Origin of the sequence: Flavonifractor sp. DFI.6.63 (assembly GCF_024462255.1) — a bacterium.
In the GTDB taxonomy this organism is placed as follows: domain Bacteria; phylum Bacillota; class Clostridia; order Oscillospirales; family Oscillospiraceae; genus Lawsonibacter_A; species Lawsonibacter_A hominis.
In genome coordinates this window covers 73,734-90,502 of the sequence record NZ_JANGBE010000012.1, presented here as the reverse complement: position 1 = coordinate 90,502, position 16,769 = coordinate 73,734, and the positions used below count along the sequence as shown (strand labels likewise).

Below are 16,769 nucleotides of genomic sequence, written 5' to 3'. Positions count from 1 at the left end.
TAGCTGTACAATCTTTTCGGACATGGTTTGCTGTCTCCTTTCGAATGGTGGTGTCGCAACTTCATTCTACCAGACATCTGCAAACCATGTCTCTTTGTCTTTTTGCGAAACTTATTCTACCTGACCCGCCAACACGCCCAGGATGGCGGCTGACACCGCCAGATCCAGCATCAAACCGAAGGAAAGGCCACGCCGGCGGGGGAGGGGGGCTTCCGGGCGGGAGGGCGCCTCCCGCTCTTCCGCAGCAGAGGTTTTCCCGGCCCCGCGGTAGTCCGCGATATTTACTACCTTGGCCTGCGCCGGGCGCTGTGTGGAGACACGGCGGGGTACAAAGGCGTAGCAGACGCTCTCCGTTCCGCCGCTGGCTCTGCAGCCCTGCGCATCGGCACAGATGGTCAGGCGTTTGGCGTCTAAGCTGTAATAAATCGTCTCCATGGCGTTTCCCTCCTGATCGGTCCTTGACAGACCTATCGTACCCCATAATCAGTCCCATAAAACGGTCCTTTAATTGCGGCCTTTTAAAAACAATTGTTCTATAGAACTTTCGTTCGATCAAATTATATAACATATGTTCGAGTTCGACAAGGGGGTTTTTCAAAAAGTTTTCCACATTTTTGCCCCGCATTGGGATAAAAAACGGACCTTTCTCCGGATATGCTCCGGAGAAAGGTCCGTTTTGATGCACGCCGCTTCCCTGCAGCCTGGGTCAGATCCGGCTTCAGCGCCGCTCGCCCCGGCTGAAGGCCACTACCGTGCGGCGGTTGGGCTCTGTTCCGATGGAGTAGGTGGTCACGTCGGGATAATCCTGAAGCGCGGTGTGGATCACATGGCGCTCGTAGGCGTTCATGGGCTCCAGGGTAACGTTGCGGCGATACTTGACCACCTTGCCCGCCACCTTGCGGGCCAGGCGGACCAGGGATTCTTCCCGCTTGGCGCGATAGCCCTCGGCGTCCACATGGATGCGCACGCGCTTGGACTGTCCGTGGTTGACGGCATAGCCGGTAAGCTGCTGGATGGCGTCCAGGGTCTCGCCCCGGCGGCCGATCAGGCCGCCCAGATGTTCGCCCACCAGCTCTACCTGATAGTTGCCCTCATCATCCAGCTGCACCACCGGGCGGGCGACGGAGCCCATGTGCTCCAGCAGGCCGGTGATGAACTGTACGATCTGTTCCGTCTTTTCCCCATCTGTGGGGGCGACGGGCCGGGGCGCGGATGCCGCCTCGACCGGCTTGGATTCTGCCTTCGGCGCGGCAGGGGCCTTGGCGGTGGGGGCGGCTTTGGCCGGCGGAGCCGCGGCAGGCGCCTTCTTTACGGGGACCTGCTCGGGTTCATCGGGGGCCTCGTAGGTCACCTTCACCTTGGCCGGACAGCTTCCGATGCCCAGAAAACCGGACTTGGCCCGCTCCAGGATCTCCACGGAGACCTCGTCCCGATCCATACCCAGCTTGGCCAGGGCGGCCTCGATGGCGGCGTCCTCGGTCCTGCCGGTGCTTTCAATCCATTTCAGCATTGGGTATATCTCTCCTTATGATGGAACCAACGGCAGGCTGCCGTTACTCCTTGTCCTTGTCTTCCGACTCTTCCGACTCTTCCGCATAGGGAGCCTCGGCTTCCGCCGCGTCATAATCGGGGGCTTCATAGGTAGGAGTCTCCAGGACGGGCGTCTCGCTCAGCCCCTCAGGGGCGGCGCCGGCCTGCTCCTCCCGGATAGCCTCCACAATCGCTTCGTCGGCGGCCTGCTCCAGAGCGACCTGTTCCAGTTCGTCGGACTCCTTCTCCAGCGCCCTGGTGTCTTCCTTCTTCTGGAAAACAGGGGCGGCGCCCGGATAAGCGGTAGGGCCTTCGGCGCTGTAGCGGTAGGGATCATAGGCGCGGCCGCGGGCATACTGACGCATCCCGACCCGGCTGGCCTCTTTCACCGCGCCGGGGATCTTTTCCTCCTCCTCGGCGGGCTTTTTCTCAGCTTTCTTCTTCCTGCCCTTATTCTGCTTTTCTTCCTCCAGACGGCGGGCGCGCTCTTCAGCGGCAAGGCGGCGGCGCTCCTTCTCCTCCTCTTTTTCCTGGCGTTCCCGCTCCGCCTGCTGCGCGGCGGCCTTTTCATAGTCCTTCTTCAGCAGCTTGCCGCAGAGGAATTCCTGGAGCATGGACAAAAGGTTGTTGGCGATCCAGTATACGCACAGGGCGGCGGGCATGGCAAAGCCGATCCACAGAGACATCAGGGGGGAGACGATGAGCATGCTTTTGGCCGTGGCGTTGTTGGCCGCCTGGGCGCTCTTCTGGTTGACGGAATTCGTCTTCATGGAGATGAGGGAGAACACGAAGCCCGACGCGGCGGAGATGACCGGCAGCAGGAACAGGCCAAAGCCTCCGCTGATGGTCCAGAACTTCAGCTGGGGCGTCTGGGACAGGTCGATCAGGCCCAGGAAATCAAAATTGATGGAAAAGATCTTGCTTCCGGCCTCGCCCACGGCGGCCTGGACGGAGGCCAGGTTCTCCGGGGTGATGAGAGAGGCCAGATAGAGCTGGTTGTAACCGGTATTGGCAAAGCTGTCGGCCGCTTCCTTGATCCAGCCCATATCCAGCGCGGCGCTGTTCCACTGCACGGCGTTGGCCACCGCGTTGAGCAGGTCCTGGGAATTGACGCCCATCATATACTTCAGGGGCTGGCGGATGATGGCATACAGGGGGAGCAGGATCAGCAGGGGAACGAAGGACCAAAGGCAGCCGCTCATGGGGTTGACCTTTTCCTTCTCGTAGAGCTTCTGGACCTCCAGGTTATAGCGCTCTTTGTCCTTGCCGTACTGCTTCTGGAGCTTCTGCATCTTGTCGGAAAGCATGTTCATCTGGATCATGCTGCGCTTTCCCTTCAGGGAGAAGGGGAAGAGGATCAGCTTGACCACGATGGCAAAGAAAATGAGCGCCAGACCATAGCTGCCGAAGAGATTGTAAAAAACGGTCAGCAGCCATACGAAGGGGGAGAGGATGATCTGTGCAAAATCCATTTGGACGCCTCCAAGTTTCATTTGTGGTCCCGCTTCAAAGCCGGTTTCAGTACCTGCCGAAGGACGGGCGGGCGGCGCGGCGGCCGTTCCGCCGGCATTCTGCAGAAGGCTCCGTCCGGCTCTAAGGGACGGGGTCGTACTCGATGGACGCCTGACGGTGGAAGGGCTGGCATTTCAGAATACGCCGCAGGGCCAGCGCGCCCCCCTTGAACGCGCCGTACTTCTCCACCGCCTCCAGGGCGTACGCCGAGCAGGTGGGGATGAAGCGGCAGCAGGGGGGACGGCAGGGGGAAATGTACTTGCGGTAGGCCCCGATCAGGGCCAGCAGCAGCCGTTTCACGAGCGTGCCTCCTTTTGCAGCAGACCCAGCTTGTCCGCCAGCTGGAGCAGGCTGCGCTCGATCTCCCGGTAGGGGGCGCGGCCGGCCCGGACCCGGGCCACCACGACCAAATCGTATCCGGGAAGAAACTGCTCCTCATGGAGGCGATAGGCCTCCCGGATACGGCGGCGGGTGCGGTTACGGCACACGGCCTTGCCTACTTTCACCCCCACGGTGATCCCCAGCCTGCTGCGCCCCTGCCGGTTTTTCCGGCAGTACAGGGCCAGGCAGGGGCAGACGGCGCTTTTTCCCTTGCTGTAAAGACGGCGGAATTCATGGTTCTGCTTGAGGGAGATGGTATGTTTCACGCTGCTTTCCCCTTTTTCTCTGCATGCTGCGCAGGGGCGGTAGGATCGCTCCTCCGCCCCTTTTATGAAAGCCCTATTCCGTTTGCTGCGCGCATCAGTGGGTCAGACGGGCGCGGCCCCGGGCGCGGCGGCGAGCCAGCACCTTGCGGCCATTGGCGGTACGCATGCGCTTGCGGAACCCGTGCTCCTTGGAGCGCTGGCGCTTCTTGGGCTGATAGGTACGAACCATTTTGGGTACACCTCCTGTACGAAAATCAAGCGGAGTTTCCCCCGCCCACCACAACAGCCGGACGGGCCCGGCTGCGGTCGTCAAAGTAAAATTGCTTTACACCGCATGAGACCACACGATGCAGATGATATTATAGCCTATTTCAAAATGGCCTGTCAACTATATTTTTTCCCCTTGGATGCATCTTTTTTTACAACCTTTTTCCCGGTACAACATATTGTGTCCCCCAGCCCCTTCCAGCTCAAGTCCCGCCTCTTTTCCCCTGCCGCACGGGGCCGCCCCCTTCCAGAAAACGGGGCGGTGCGCTTCCTCCCTCCTTCTCCCATTTTATTTTTATAATGTATGAGGTGAAAATGTTGCTTGAGAACGGTTTTTCTGGTATAATGAATCGATTGAAACTTCACACGAAAGGGGTGGTATCCGGGATGAATTCCCCGGCTGATATCTGGGCCAAGGTGCTCACCCTGATGGAGGGGGAGATGACCGCCACCACCATCAACACCTGGTTCGACGACGCCATCGCCGTCTCCCTGGACGAGGATACCTTCGTCCTGCACACGCCTTCCAACTTCAAACGGGACATCATCGTCTCCCGGTATGTGCCCGCCATCCAAAAGGCCCTCCACGAGCTGTTTTCCGCCGACTTCAAGGTCACGGTGCTGGGAGAGGGAGAGCTGGAGGGGTACGGCAAGCCGGCGGACGAGACTTTTTTGCCCGGCACGGAGGAATATACCTTCGAGCGCTTTGTGGTGGGCGCGTCCAACAAGTTCGCCCATGCCGCCGCCCTCGCGGTGGCCGAGCGGCCCGCCCAGACCTATAACCCCCTGTTCATTTACGGGGAATCCGGCCTGGGCAAGACCCACCTGCTCTACGCCATCGCCCACAAGATCCATGCCGGCAACCCCAATTTCCGCATCGTGTATATCAAGGGCGACTCTTTTACCAACGAGCTCATCCAGGCCATCCGGGAGGGCCGCAATCAGGAATTCCGGGAGAAGTACCGCTACGCCGACGTGTTCTTGATGGACGACGTACAGTTCATCGCCGGCAAGGAGAGCTCCCAGGAGGAGATGTTCCATACCTTCAATACGCTCTACGAGGCCGGACGGCAGATCGTCTTTACCGCCGACCGTCCCCCCAAGGAGATGCTGCGGCTGGACGACCGGCTGCGCACCCGGTTCGAGTGGGGCCTGCCCGTGGACATCCAGCCCCCCGACTATGAGACCCGCGTGGCCATCATTAAAAACAAGGCCATCCGCCGGGGCATGAATCTGCCCGACCCGGTGCTCCAGTACATCGCCGACAACATCACCTCCAACGTGCGCCAGATCGAAGGCACCGTCAATAAAATCCTGGCCTTCCAGGAGCTGATGGGGGAAAGCGTGGACGTGGACACCGTCACCCGGGCGGTGCGGGACATGTTCAAGGACAAGGCCGACTTTCTCCCCTCCTCCGACGTCATCATCGAGGAAGTCAGCAAATTCTATAACATCGACGCCGAGGCCATCCGCGGGCAGGGACGTACCAAGGATACCGCCCTGGCCCGGCAGATCGCCATGTACCAGATCCGCCGCATGACCAACCTGTCCCTGAAAGAGATCGGCCGGGAATTCGACAACCGCGACCATACCACCGTCATGCACTCCATCGAACGGGTGGAAAAGCTGATGAAGCAGTCCCCTGAGGTGGCCGAAGTCATCAAGGATATCAACACCAACATCAACGCCCGGTACGAATAGAAGCGGATGTTTGTTTTTCCACATTTTCACCGCTTTTTGTGCAGATGTGGACAACGTAAGGGGGAAAACCCGGTCCCTTTCCCCCTCTGTGGGGAAAAGCCGCTGTTTTCTCCCCAACCCCTGTGGACGCGCTTTTTCTTGCCCGCGAACGCTTTGCGGCGGTTTTCCACATCTTTTTTCCCTACGGCTTACTATTACGAACTCATATCCCTTCCTCTCCTGCGCAGAGAGAAATGCGAACGGAGGTTACGCCATGAAATTCACCTGCGAGAAGGCCCTGCTGCAGGCTGCCATCTCCACCGCCTCCCGGGCGGTATCCCCCAAAAGCTCCATCCCCGCCCTGGAGGGCATCCTTCTGGAAGCGGGAAACGATCTGCGGCTGACCGGCTACAACCTGGAGACCGGCATCCGCACCACCGTGCCCGCCGAAATCTCCGAGCAGGGCACCCTGGTGCTGGGCGCCCGTCTGTTCGGAGAGATCATCCGCAAGCTGCCCGACGACATGGTGAGCTTCCAGTCCACCAACTATACCGTCAACATCAAGTGCGGCATGAGCGAATTCAATATCCTGGCCACCGACCCGGAGGAGTTCCCGGAGCTGCCCGCTGTGGAGTATCAAAATTCCCTGCTGCTGCCCCAGAACGTACTCAAGGCCATGATCGGGCAGACCCTTTTTGCCGTCAGCGACAACGAAAGCCGGCCCATCCACACCGGCAGCCTTTTTGAGGTGGACGAGAGCGGACTGACCGTCGTGTCGGTAGACGGCTACCGGCTGGCCCTGCGGCATGAGGCCATCGAAAAGAAGGAGGGCGCCGAGACGTTCTCCTTTGTGGTGCCCGGCGCGGCCCTGAGCGAGGTGGAAAAAATCTGCGCCGACAGCGACGAGAGCGCCAGCGTCACCCAGGGCGCGCGGCACGTGATGTTTAAGGTGGGCAGCACCATGCTGGTCTCCCGCCGGCTGGAGGGAGAATTTCTGGCGTACCGCCAGGCCATCCCCCGCAACAACACCATTCAGGTAGAGGGGGATACCAGGGCCCTGATCTCCTCCATCGACCGCGTCTCCCTCATCATCAGCGACAAGCTGAAAAGTCCGCTGCGCTGCATCTTCGACGACGGGGTGCTGAACATCTCCACCAAGACCGCCATCGGGGACGCCGCCGACGTGTGCCCGATCTCCGGAGACGGCAAGGGGCTGGAGATCGGCTTCAACAACAAGTACCTGATGGACGCCCTCAAGGCCGCCCCCGCGGACCGGGTCCGCCTGGAGCTGACCACCGGCGTCTCCCCCTGCGTGATCCTGCCCACCCAGGGCGACGAGAACTTTCTGTACATGGTGCTGCCCGTTCGGCTGAAGGCGGGAGACTGATGGAACGGAGGCCCTACCGCAGAAAAGTTCAGTTCTATGAGACGGACGGCATGGGCATCGTCTACCATGGGAATTATATCCATTGGATGGAGGAGGCCCGCACCGATTTTATGGAGCAGCTGGGCTGCGGCTATGAGACGCTGGTGGACGCGGGCATCGACATCGCCCTGACCGACGTCAGCTGCCATTACCGCTCCATGACCCGCTTTGGGGAGCATGTGGATGTTTTTCTGAGCATTACCGCCCTTTCCCCGGCCAGGCTGGCCCTGGCTTACCGGATGGTGGACGTTGAGACGGGGACACTGCGGTGCGAGGGGGAGAGCCGCCACTTTTTCTACGACCGGAAGAAGGGACGGCCGGCCGCGCTCAAGCGGCTGCGGCCGGAGCTGTATCAACGATTTGAGGCCCTGGCGGGCAAGGAGGGCGCATGGAAGAGCGAGATGTGAAGATCATCACCGAGTTTATCCGTCTGGACGCGCTGCTGAAGTTCGAGGGGCTCACCGAGACCGGCGGGGAGGCCAAGGAGCTGATCCAGGCCGGCGGCGTGCTGGTCAACGGGGCCGTCTGCACACAGCGGGGGCGGAAGCTGCGCAGCGGGGATACCGCCCAGCTCGGGCCCGTGAAGCTGAGGATCCTATGATCGTCCGCTCCATCTCTCTGGATTTTTTCCGCAATTACCTGCACCTGGAGGCCGGGTTCCACCCGGGCGTCAACGTGATCTACGGGGAGAATGCCCAAGGGAAGACCAATCTGCTGGAAGCAGTGGCGTATTTGTCCACCGCGTCTTCCCACCGGGCCCGGTATGACCGGGAATTGATCCAATTCGGGGTGGACCACGCCTTTGTGCAGGCCCAGGTCAGCGCCCGGCAGCGGGATTTTACGCTGGAGGCCCGCCTCTCCCGGGGCGGGCGGCGGCAGCTGTTCTCCAACGGCGTGCGCCTCAAGTCCGCCGGGGAGCTGGCGGGGGTGCTGAACACCGTTCTGTTTTGCCCGGAGGATCTGTACCTGATCCGGGAGGGGGCCTTAGTGCGCCGGCGGTTTCTGGACGGCTGCATCAGCCAGCTGCGCCCCCGGTATGCCGAGGCCCTGGCCGAGTACCGCAGGCTTTATGAGCACAAGACCCGCATCCTCCGGGACGGTACGGAAAAGCCCTCCCTGCTGGACGCGCTGGACGAATTCAACCTCCGCATGGCCCAGACGGGGGCGGTGCTCATCCATTACCGGGCCCACTTCGTCAAGCGCCTGCGGGAGGTCACGCCCGCCATCCATCTGGATTTTTCCGGAGGCCGGGAGCGGTTGGAGCTGCATTATGAGACGGTGAAGACCGTGACCGATCCGGAGGCCGCCCCGCGGGAGATCCTGCCCCAGCTGCTGGAGCATCAGGAGCGGCACCGGCAGGCCGAACTGGAGTCCCGGCAATGCCTTTCCGGCCCCCATAAGGACGATTTGGACGTGGAGATCGACGGGAAAAGCGCCAAGACCTTTGCCTCTCAGGGACAGACCCGCACGGCGGCGCTGTCGTTGAAATTGGCCTGCCGGGAGATTTTTTTTCAGGAGACGGGCGAATGGCCGGTGCTGCTGCTGGACGACGTGCTTTCCGAGCTGGACCCGCGGCGGCAGGCGTTCGTGCTGGGCCGGATCACCAGCGGCCAGGTCTTTATCACCTGCTGCGAGGATATGGGGCTGGGGCGCCTGCGGGAGGGGAAGACCTTCCACATCCACGCAGGAACGCTGGTGTGAGCCCCGCCGCCCGGCGCGGGGGAGAAGGAGGACGCTATGCCGATCATCCTGGCTGGATTCGTTTTGCTGCCGTTTCTGTTGGGGGCGGTGATCCAATATGCGGTCTGCCGCTTTACCCGAAGAAAGCGGTGGCGGGTGCTGCCCGGTCTGGCGGCGGCCGTGCTGGCGCTTCTGATCGCGGCGGGACGGTGGAACCTCTGGGCGTCGGAGCAGGTCTCCCCGCTGACGCAGGTGCTGTTTTTCCCCGGTTTGCCGGCTCTGGCGCTGCTGGCGGGCCTGTTCGCCGGCTGGCGGTTTTGGAAGTGGTTCTGGCGGCCCAGGGTGGTGGACGGCCGGTGAAAGCGGCATTGCATCCGCAGGCAAAGGAGAAACGGACATATGTATCTGCATTTAGGACAATCGGTGGTCGTGCCCTACCGGGATGTGGTGGGCATCTTCGACCTGGACAACACCAGCGCGTCCCACCGCACCCGCAGGATGCTGGACCAGGCCCAGCGGGAGGGCAGGGTGATCAACGTCTCCGACGAGCTGCCCAAGTCCTTTGTGCTCTGCCGCAGCGGACAGGACGCGCCGGTGGTCTATCTTTCCCAGCTCTCCACCGCCACCCTGCGGGGCCGGGCGGAAAACAATTTATTTGAATAAAGCAGGACGGACCGCCGAAGTCGGCTCCTACAACGCTTTGTAGGGGCGGCCTTTGGCCGCCCGATATCCCAATGGAGGTTATTTGATGTCTGAAACTTTTGAAAACGGCGCCACCCAGGTGGAGCATGAGTACGGCGCATCCGAGATCCAGGTGCTGGAGGGGCTTGAGGCCGTCCGCAAGCGCCCGGGCATGTATATCGGCTCCACCTCGGAGAGCGGACTGCACCATCTGGTATATGAGATCGTGGACAACGCCATCGACGAGGCGCTGGCCGGGTACTGCGACGAGATCACCGTAAAGATCTCCGAGGGGGATATCATCACGGTGGTGGACAACGGCCGCGGTATCCCGGTGGATATCCAGCAGCAGACCGGGAAGCCCGCCCTGGAGGTGGTCTTTACCATCCTTCATGCGGGCGGAAAGTTCGGCGGAGGGGGCTATAAGGTCTCCGGCGGCCTGCACGGCGTGGGCGCCAGCGTGGTCAACGCCCTGAGCGAGTGGCTGGAGGTGCGGGTCTACAAAGACGGGAAGATCTATGAGATGAAGTTTTCCCGCGGCAATGTGACCCAGCCCATGCAGATGGTGGGGGACACCGAGCGCCACGGCACCGAGGTGGTCTTTAAGCCCGACCGGTCCATGTTTGAGATCACCGAGTACAATTATGAAACGCTTCATACCCGCATGCGGGAGGAGGCCTTCCTCAACGCGGGCGTGCGCATCCGCACTATCGACGAGCGCGCCGGCCGGGAGCAGTCCGACGAGATGCACTACGCAGGCGGCATCCGGGAGTTCGTCACCTGGCTCAACCGGGCCAAAACGCCCATCCACGACAGCGTGGTGTATATGTCCGGCAGCCGGGAAGACTCCATGGCGGAGGTGGCCTTCCAGTACAACGACGGGTATAACGAGAGCATCATCTCCTTTGCCAACAACGTGCACACCCCGGAAGGCGGCATGCACGAGGAGGGCTTTAAGCGGGCGCTGACCACCGTGCTCAACAACTACGGCAAAAAGATGAAGATCCTCAAGGACGAGGAGAAGGTCTCCGGCGAAGACTGCCGGGAGGGCCTTACCTGCATCATCTCCGTCAAGCTCACCGACGCCCAGTTTGAGGGCCAGACCAAGGCCAAGCTGGGCAACTCGGAGATCCGCACCCTGGTGGCGGGTATCGTCAGCGACAAGCTGGAGGAATTTCTGGAGGAGAACCCGGGGGTGGGCAAGGCGATCCTGGACAAGGCGCTGATGGCCAACCGCGCCCGGGAGGCCGCCCGCAAGGCACGGGAGTCCATCCGCCGCAAGACCGCGCTGGGCGGAGCCGCCATGCCCGACAAACTGCGGGACTGCAATGAAAACAACCCCGAACTGACCGAAATCTATATCGTCGAGGGCGATTCCGCCGGCGGCTCGGCCACCCAGGGCCGGGATTCCCGCTTCCAGGCCATCCTCCCCCTGTGGGGCAAGATGCTCAACGTGGAGAAGGCCAGGGCCGACAAGGTCTATGGAAACGACAAGCTTCAGCCCGTCATCACCGCGCTGGGCGCGGGCATCGGGGACGAGTTCGACGTGAGCAGGCTGCGCTATCACAAGGTCATCATTATGGCCGATGCCGATGTGGACGGCTCTCATATCCGCACGCTGCTGCTCACCTTCTTCTTCCGCTTCATGCGTCCGCTGATCGAGCACGGCTACGTCTACGCCGCCGTGCCGCCGCTGTTCAAGCTCAGCCGCGGCAAGACCACCCGGCTGGCCTTCTCGGAGGAGGAGCGGGACCGTATCTCCGGCGAGCTGCGGGGCGATAACCCCAACGCCAAGGTGGACATCTCCCGCTTTAAGGGCTTGGGCGAAATGAACCCCCATGAGCTGTGGGAGACCACCATGGACCCGGAGAAGCGCACGCTGAAGCGCATCGAGCTGGACGACGCCATCCGGGCCGACGAGACGTTCTCCATCCTCATGGGCGAGAAGGTGGAGCCCCGCAAGGAATTCATCGAGCGCAACGCCAAATACGCCGTGAATCTGGACTACTGAGCAGGAGAGGAGCGGCGTCAAGATGAAAAAAGCAAGTGTGGTCGCCCTTTGCACGGCGGCGTGCCTCACGCTGTCCGCCTGCGGGAGCACCCCGGCTGTGGATACGCCGAAGCAGGCCCCCACCGCTGCCGTACAGACCCCCGCGCCCAGCCCTTCCGACGAGCTTGAGCCGTCGCCCACGCCGGAAGTGACCTCGGAGCCGCCGCAGATGTCCATGCTGAGCGAGGAGAACGCCCCCGCCCGGGCGGCCTATGGCGCCGCGCTGAACAAGCTGCTGGACACGGGGGTCCTGCCCGACGGGACCGGCGATTCCGGCGGCTATATCGGAAGTATCCGTGAGAGAGAGGCGATGGCGGAAAATCAGTTTTCCGTCTGGGACGTGGACGGGGACGGGAGGGAGGAGCTGATCCTTCTCTACACCACCACAATCGTGGCCGGGGAGCGGGGCTTCGTCTATGATTGGGACGAGGCGACGGGAGAGCTTCGCAAGCAATTGGAGGAATTTCCCCTGCTGACCTTTTACGATAATGGCGCCGTCATGGCGGGCTGGTCCCACAACCAGGGAAAGGGCGGCTCCTTCTGGCCCTACTTCCTCTACCAATACCTGCCCGAGAGCGACAGCTACCAGCAGGTGGGCGCGGTGGACGCCTGGGATAAGGCCCTTGGCCTGGAGGGATACCCGGACGAGGTGGACGCCAGCAAGACCGGGTTCGTCTACTACATCACCACCGAAGGGGACATCACGTGGGATCATCCGGTGGACGCGTCCCAATACCAGGCGTGGCTGGCCCCCTACCTGGGGGAGGCCAGGGAGCTTTCCATTCCCTATGTGGAGCTGACGGCGGAGCAGATCCAAATGCTGCAGACGCCGGGCTGATCAGCCGGGACCAGTAAATCCTTTTTGAGTGAGAAAGGCTGTTATTGAATGAGTAAGAAACCACAGTACGATCCCGAGGAGATCCGTTTCCCGGGACAGAAGATCGTCACGTCTCCTCTGGTGCCCGAGATGGAGCAGTCCTATATCGAATATGCCATGAGCGTCATCGTAGGCCGGGCCCTTCCCGACGTGCGGGACGGGCTCAAGCCGGTCCACCGGCGCATCCTCTACGCCATGTACGAGGATAACCTGACCCACGACAAGCCCTTTAAAAAGTCGGCCACCTGCGTGGGCGACGTGCTGGGCCGTTACCATCCCCACGGCGACGCCAGCGTCTACGATGCGCTGGTCCGCCTGGCCCAGGATTTCTCCATGCGTTACCCTCTGGTGGACGGCCACGGCAACTTTGGCTCCGTGGATGGAGACCCCCCCGCCGCCTACCGGTACACCGAGGCCCGGCTGGACAAGATCTCCCAGGAGATGCTGCGGGACATCGAAAAGGAGACGGTAGACTGGGACCCCAACTTTGACGAATCCCGGAAGGAACCGCGGGTGCTCCCCAGCCGCTTCCCCAACCTGCTGGTCAACGGCTCCAGCGGCATCGCCGTGGGTATGGCCACCAACATCCCGCCCCACAACCTGCGGGAGGTCATCGACGCGGCCGTCTGTGTGCTGGACAACCCCGAGGCCACCCTGGACGACCTGATGGAATACGTCAAGGGACCCGATTTCCCCACCCGGGGCATGATCATGGGCCGGGCCGGCATCCGGCAGGCCTACGCCACCGGGAAGGGACACATCCGGGTCCGGGCCCGTACGGAGTTTGAGGAGTTCGGCAACAACCGCACCCGCATCATCGTCACCGAGATCCCCTATCAGGTCAACAAGCGCATGCTTATCAAGAACATGGCCGACCAGGTGGAGGACAAGCGCCTGGAGGGGATCTCCGACATTCGGGACGAGTCGGACCGCAACGGCATGCGCATCGTCATCGAGCTGAAGAAGGACGCCAACGCCCAGGTGGTGCTCAACCGGCTGTTCGCCCAGACCCAGCTCCAGATCACCTTCGCCATCAACATGCTGGCGCTGGTCAACAACCAGTCCCAGCCCCGCATCCTCTCCCTGCGGCATATCCTGGACGAATACCTGGCCTTCCAGGAGGAGGTCATCCTCCGGCGCACCAAGTTCGACCTGCGCAAGGCGCAGGAGCGGGCCCACCTGCTGGAGGGACTGCTCATCGCCCAGGACAATATCGACGAGGTCATCCGGATCATTCGCCAGAGCTATGACAACGCCAAGGAAAACCTGATGGCGCGCTTCGGCCTGGACGACGTGCAGGCCCAGGCCATCTGCGAAATGCGCCTGATCGCCCTTCAGGGCCTGAACCGGGAGAAGCTGGAGGCCGAGTACAAGGAGCTGGAGGAGCGCATCGCCTACTTCAACCAGCTGCTCAGCGACGAGGGCCTTTTGAAGCAGGTGCTCAAGGACGAACTGACCGAGATCCGCAGCAAATACGGCGACGACCGGGTCACCGAGATCGCCTTTGCCGAGGACGATCTGGACGTGGAGGACCTGATCGAGGAGGAGGAGTGCGTCTTCACCCTCACAGCCGCCGGGTATATCAAGCGCACCCCCGTTTCCGCCTACAAGGCCCAGCGCCGGGGCGGCAAGGGCATCACCGCCCAGACCCTCAAGGACGAGGACTATGTGGAAACGGTCTTCACCGCCTCCACCCATGATTTTATCCTCTTCTTTACCAATAAGGGCCGGGTCCACCGGAAGAAGGGCTATCAGATCGCCGAGGCGGGGCGCACGGCCAAGGGCACCTACATCGGCAATGTGCTGCCGGTGGAGCAGGATGAGAAGGTCACCGCCATGATCCACCTGCGGGAATTCCCCGAAGACCGCTACCTGGTCATGGTGACCCGAAACGGCACGGTAAAGCGCATCCAGCTCTCCGCCATCAATACCGCCCGCAAGGCGGGCATCCGCTGCATCACCCTGGACGAGGGGGACGACCTGATCTGCGTGCGGGAGACCGACGGGGAGCAGTGCATCCTCATCGCCACCCACGACGGGATGGCCATCTGCTTCCTGGAGAACGACGTGCGCTGCATGGGCCGGGACGCCTGCGGCGTGCGGGGCATCAACCTGCGCCCGGGGGACTATGTCATCGGCGCCGCCCGGGCCAAGTACGACCATCAGGTGCTGATGGTCACCGAGAACGGCTACGGCAAGCGCACCCTGATGGACGAGTATATCCGCGCCGACGGCCCGCAGAAGCGGGGCGGCTTCGGCCTGAAGGGCTACCAGGTCACCGAGAAGACCGGCCCGGTGGTGGGCGTCAAGGTGGTCAGCGACGAGGACGATATCCTGGTCATCAGCGACGCCGGCGTCATCATCCGCATGGCCGTGTCCGGCATCTCCGTCTACGGCCGCGCCGCCCAGGGCGTGAAGATCATGAACCTGGAGGAGGGGGTCAAGGTCATCTCCTTCGCCCGCACCGACCATGAGGAGGAGGAAGACTCCGGCGAGGCCGCCGAGGAGGGCTGAAATGAGACGAAACCGGCGTATGACCTATCGGCCCAGTAAGAGCCAGGCCGTCTTCGGCGGCGTGGTGGGGATCCTTTTCGTGCTGATCGGCCTGTTTGTGGCGATTCCCACCTTCGGTCCCTTCGGAATCCTCTGGACGCTGATCGCCGTCGGGATCACGGGCATGAATTTTTATCAGGCCTTCGGCAAGAGCTATGTGGGCCCCGAGATCCGCATCGAAGAGGACGGGGCGGAGGAGCAGACCTGCGCCTCCGCTTCCCCCCAGGCCCGGCTGGAACAGCTGCGCGCGCTCTATGACCAGCGTCTGATCACCCAGGAGGAGTACGAGCAGAAGCGGAAGGAAATTTTGAACGAGCTGTAAGGGGCCGCGGGGCAAGCCGCCATCTGCGCCGGGGCGTGCTCCGGCGATCCCGGCCCTAGGCGGTTAAGCGATTACCGGGCGGAAGTGGCCGGCGCACGCTGCCGCGTGCGGCAGGACCGCCCCCAAGGAGGGTATATGAAAACGGTCACCATCTATACGGACGGGGCGTGCTCCGGCAATCCCGGCCCCGGCGGATGGGGGGCCATCCTGCAATACGGGGCGGTTCAGAAGGAACTTTCCGGCGGGGAGGCCCACACCACCAACAACCGCATGGAGCTTACCGGCGTCATCACCGCCCTGGAGGCGCTGAAGCAGCCCTGCGCCGTGGAGCTCTATTCCGACTCCAAGTACGTCGTCGACGCGCTGGAGAAGGGCTGGGCCAAGGGCTGGAGGGCCCGGGGCTGGATCAAGTCCGATAAGAAACCGGCCCTGAACAGCGATCTGTGGGGGCGCCTGCTGGAGCTGTGCGAATACCATACGGTGCGCCTGCACTGGGTCAAGGGCCACGCCCAGAACCAGTATAATAACCGCTGCGACGAGCTGGCCGTGGCGGAGAGCCGGAAGTATCAATAGGAAAAACGCAGCAAAGCCGTGCGCAGATGCGCACGGCTTTGCTGCTGCAGAAGCGGCGTTTCCGCTTTTGCGGCCGCGGGGCGGAGCGGTCAGGGCGCGTCCTGCTCCCGGAGCTTTTTCAGATAGCGTATTTTTTTGCGCCGGTACCAGACGCAGTTGAACACATTGCCCAGGATCAGAATATTACCGCAGAGATAGAGCCAGACCAGCAGGATGATGACCGAGGCCAGGGACCCGTACACCAGGGAATACCGGGAGGACATGCCGATGAACCAGGAGAACAGGGCCGAGGCGGCCACCAGGGCGGCGGAGGAGAGCACCGCGCCGGTCAGAAGGGGGGGACGGGGCTTGCCCCGGGGGGCGGACATGCGGTAGACTACCATCACGAACAGGAGCACCAGGCAGAACAGGATGAGAAAGCGCAGCCACTGCCAGTCCCAGGGCAGGGTGCCGCTGTTCAGGTGGAACAGCTGCTCCGCCAGCTGAAACAGCCACTCGCCGGTGAGCAGGACGGCCAGGGAGAGGTAGATCGTGACGAGAAAGAGGATGGAAAACGCCACGCTGGCCACGATCTGCCACACGCCCCGGTAGCTCTTGCGTTCGTAGATCTCGCCCATAATGTTCATCAGGGCGCGAAACGCCGCCGAGGAGGAGAAGAGCGTCATCACCACCCCCGCCGCCAGCAGGCCGGAAGACTGGTTGGTGGTAATATAGCTGACGTAATCGGCCAGAATGCTGACCGTTTCCTTTGGAAAAAAGGGAGCGGCGGCCTCCATCAGGGTGTTGATATCCACGTGGAGCAGACCGATAAAGGCGTTGAGACAGATGAGGATGGGGAAAAAGGTGAGAATGAGGAAATAGGCCAGTTCCGCCGCGGAGCGGGCCACCCGCTTGGAAAAATAGATATCCGCCAGTTCCAGGGCAAATTTGACCGGCTCCTTTTGCAGCAGGTCCTTCAAAGGAACACCTCC

General features: G+C 62.0%; 19 protein-coding genes. 12 read left to right on the top strand and 7 right to left on the bottom strand.

The window, feature by feature from the left end; all coding sequences use genetic code 11:
* Window positions 1-111: 111 nt before the first annotated feature.
* The 6 genes from NE547_RS08550 to rpmH all read right to left on the bottom strand — a co-directional run bounded on the left by NE547_RS08550 (window position 112) and on the right by rpmH (window position 3,918).
* Window positions 112-435 (bottom strand): hypothetical protein, encoded by a 324-nt coding sequence (locus tag NE547_RS08550; protein WP_256175384.1) that lies wholly within the window; start codon window positions 433-435, stop codon window positions 112-114.
* A 283-nt stretch (window positions 436-718) separates the two neighbouring features.
* Window positions 719-1,510 carry an RNA-binding cell elongation regulator Jag/EloR gene (gene jag, locus NE547_RS08545; protein WP_186907416.1) on the bottom strand — a complete coding sequence of 264 codons (792 nt, stop codon included), beginning with the start codon at window positions 1,508-1,510 and terminating at the stop codon, window positions 719-721.
* A gap of 43 nt (window positions 1,511-1,553) precedes the next feature.
* On the bottom strand, window positions 1,554-3,002 hold the full coding sequence (locus tag NE547_RS08540; protein ID WP_256175382.1) for a YidC/Oxa1 family membrane protein insertase: 1,449 nt from the start codon (window positions 3,000-3,002) through the stop codon (window positions 1,554-1,556).
* A gap of 121 nt (window positions 3,003-3,123) precedes the next feature.
* Entirely contained in the window at window positions 3,124-3,342 is a 219-nt protein-coding gene (gene yidD, locus NE547_RS08535) for a membrane protein insertion efficiency factor YidD (RefSeq protein WP_186907414.1), read from the bottom strand.
* Complete coding sequence (gene rnpA / locus NE547_RS08530) at window positions 3,339-3,689, bottom strand: ribonuclease P protein component (RefSeq protein WP_256175380.1); 351 nt, start codon at window positions 3,687-3,689, stop codon at window positions 3,339-3,341. The genes yidD and rnpA overlap by 4 nt, the downstream gene beginning before the upstream one ends.
* 94 nt (window positions 3,690-3,783) lie before the next feature.
* A complete protein-coding gene (gene rpmH / locus NE547_RS08525) occupies window positions 3,784-3,918 on the bottom strand; it encodes a 50S ribosomal protein L34 (protein ID WP_186566784.1) in 135 nt (44 codons plus the stop codon).
* A 425-nt stretch (window positions 3,919-4,343) separates the two neighbouring features.
* Here rpmH and dnaA point away from each other — a divergent pair, with 425 nt between their 5' ends.
* From dnaA to rnhA, 12 genes are all read left to right on the top strand, one after another.
* Window positions 4,344-5,657, top strand: a complete 1,314-nt coding sequence (gene dnaA / locus NE547_RS08520) for a chromosomal replication initiator protein DnaA (RefSeq protein ID WP_186907411.1) — start codon at window positions 4,344-4,346, stop codon at window positions 5,655-5,657.
* 253 nt (window positions 5,658-5,910) lie between these two features.
* Window positions 5,911-7,023 carry a DNA polymerase III subunit beta gene (gene dnaN / locus NE547_RS08515; RefSeq protein ID WP_256175375.1) on the top strand — a complete coding sequence of 371 codons (1,113 nt, stop codon included), beginning with the start codon at window positions 5,911-5,913 and terminating at the stop codon, window positions 7,021-7,023.
* A complete protein-coding gene (locus NE547_RS08510; RefSeq protein WP_256175373.1) occupies window positions 7,023-7,469 on the top strand; it encodes a thioesterase family protein in 447 nt (148 codons plus the stop codon). Before dnaN ends, NE547_RS08510 begins: the two co-directional genes overlap by 1 nt.
* Entirely contained in the window at window positions 7,451-7,663 is a 213-nt protein-coding gene (locus NE547_RS08505; protein WP_186907408.1) for an RNA-binding S4 domain-containing protein, read from the top strand. Before NE547_RS08510 ends, NE547_RS08505 begins: the two co-directional genes overlap by 19 nt.
* Window positions 7,660-8,763, top strand: a complete 1,104-nt coding sequence (recF, locus tag NE547_RS08500) for a DNA replication/repair protein RecF (protein ID WP_186907407.1) — start codon at window positions 7,660-7,662, stop codon at window positions 8,761-8,763. Before NE547_RS08505 ends, recF begins: the two co-directional genes overlap by 4 nt.
* A gap of 36 nt (window positions 8,764-8,799) precedes the next feature.
* Window positions 8,800-9,102 (top strand): Tat pathway signal protein, encoded by a 303-nt coding sequence (locus tag NE547_RS08495; protein ID WP_186907406.1) that lies wholly within the window; start codon window positions 8,800-8,802, stop codon window positions 9,100-9,102.
* Window positions 9,103-9,141: 39 nt separating this feature from the next.
* Complete coding sequence (remB, locus tag NE547_RS08490) at window positions 9,142-9,405, top strand: extracellular matrix regulator RemB (RefSeq protein WP_186907405.1); 264 nt, start codon at window positions 9,142-9,144, stop codon at window positions 9,403-9,405.
* A gap of 85 nt (window positions 9,406-9,490) precedes the next feature.
* On the top strand, window positions 9,491-11,434 hold the full coding sequence (gene gyrB / locus NE547_RS08485; RefSeq protein WP_186907404.1) for a DNA topoisomerase (ATP-hydrolyzing) subunit B: 1,944 nt from the start codon (window positions 9,491-9,493) through the stop codon (window positions 11,432-11,434).
* Window positions 11,435-11,456: 22 nt separating this feature from the next.
* Window positions 11,457-12,311, top strand: a complete 855-nt coding sequence (locus NE547_RS08480) for a hypothetical protein (RefSeq protein ID WP_256175370.1) — start codon at window positions 11,457-11,459, stop codon at window positions 12,309-12,311.
* Window positions 12,312-12,359: 48 nt separating this feature from the next.
* Window positions 12,360-14,864, top strand: a complete 2,505-nt coding sequence (gene gyrA, locus NE547_RS08475) for a DNA gyrase subunit A (RefSeq protein ID WP_256175368.1) — start codon at window positions 12,360-12,362, stop codon at window positions 14,862-14,864.
* 1 nt (window position 14,865) lies between these two features.
* A complete protein-coding gene (locus tag NE547_RS08470; RefSeq protein ID WP_256175366.1) occupies window positions 14,866-15,225 on the top strand; it encodes an SHOCT domain-containing protein in 360 nt (119 codons plus the stop codon).
* Between the two features lie 135 nt (window positions 15,226-15,360).
* Window positions 15,361-15,798, top strand: coding sequence for a ribonuclease HI (gene rnhA / locus NE547_RS08465; protein WP_256175364.1), 438 nt, complete (start codon window positions 15,361-15,363; stop codon window positions 15,796-15,798).
* A gap of 89 nt (window positions 15,799-15,887) precedes the next feature.
* Here the strand turns inward: rnhA and NE547_RS08460 are convergent, their stop codons facing one another.
* A complete protein-coding gene (locus tag NE547_RS08460; protein WP_186907399.1) occupies window positions 15,888-16,757 on the bottom strand; it encodes a YihY/virulence factor BrkB family protein in 870 nt (289 codons plus the stop codon).
* Between the last annotated feature and the right edge of the window lie 12 nt (window positions 16,758-16,769).